A 1,134-nucleotide genomic window follows, 5' to 3' on the forward strand; every position below is an offset into this window, starting at 1 on the left:
CCACCTCGCCCGGCTCGACCCGGTAGCCGCGGATCTTCACCTGGTCGTCGGCTCGGCCGAGGAACTCCAGGCTGCCATCCTTGAGTCGCCGCACCCGGTCGCCGGTGCGGTACAGCCGGGCGCCGGGCGGGCCGAAGGGATCGGGCATGAAGCGCTCGGCCGTCAGGTCCGGCCGGCCGAGATAGCCCCGCGCCACCCCGGGGCCGCCGAGATAGAGCTGCCCCGCCGCCCCGGCCGGCACCGGGTTCAGATGGTCGTCCAGCACATGCGCCGCGGCATCCGGCAGCGGCCGGCCGATCGGCAGCGTGCCCGCGGCGCGCCAGGCGTCAGCAGCGGGCTGGCACAGGGCGCCGACGGTGGCCTCGGTCGGGCCGTAGTGATTGACCACGCGACAGCCCGGCGCCAGCTCCCGGATCCGGTCCAGGAGCGGCCAGCCGGTCGCCTCGCCGCCCAGCACCAGCGTGTGGGCCGGCAGCACGTCCTGCGGCCGGCGTGCCTGCAGCAACGCCTGCAGATGGCTCGGCACGATCTTCAGCACCTCGATCCGCCGCGCCGCCATGGTTTCGGCGAAGCGATCGGGATCGAAGACGCGGGCCGGGTCGATCAGGTGCAGCTCGCCGCCGCCATAGAGCGCGCCGTAGAGCACGGTGTTGCCGAGATCGGCGGCGACGGTCGAGACCATCGCCATCCGCGCACCCTCCGGCAGGTCCAGCACCTGCAGCACACCGCGGGCATAATCGGCGATGCCGCCGCGGGTGACGACCACGCCCTTGGGCTTGCCGGTCGACCCCGAGGTGTAGATCAGGCACCCGGCCTGGCCGGGCACCGTCTCGGGCAGCGTCGCCGAGGCGTCGTCAGCCTCATCCTCCAGCGACAGGCGCAGCACCTCGCAGCCGAAGCTTTCCGGAGTCTCGCCATCGACCAGCAGCCAGCGGGCGCCGCTGTCGGCCACCAGCTCGGCCCGCCGCTCCACCGGCGCCGCCGGGTCGAGCGGCAGGTAGGTGCCGCCGGCCTTGAGCACGCCGAGGATGCCGAGCACCCATTCCGGCGTCCGCCCCATCTGCAGCGCCACCCGGTCCTCGGGCCGGAGGCCGCGGGCGATCAGCCGCCGCGCCAGCCGGTCGGAGGCCCGGT

Annotated in this window: 1 protein-coding gene; it reads right to left on the reverse strand. The window is 74.5% G+C overall.

Going from position 1 to position 1,134, the window contains the following annotated elements; translation table 11 throughout:
* A partial coding sequence (locus P409_RS34870; protein WP_034849563.1) for an amino acid adenylation domain-containing protein occupies window positions 1–1,134 on the reverse strand: 1,134 nt, incomplete at both ends.

Source organism: Inquilinus limosus MP06 (assembly GCF_000767795.1).
GTDB classification, from domain to species: Bacteria; Pseudomonadota; Alphaproteobacteria; order DSM-16000; family Inquilinaceae; genus Inquilinus; species Inquilinus limosus_E.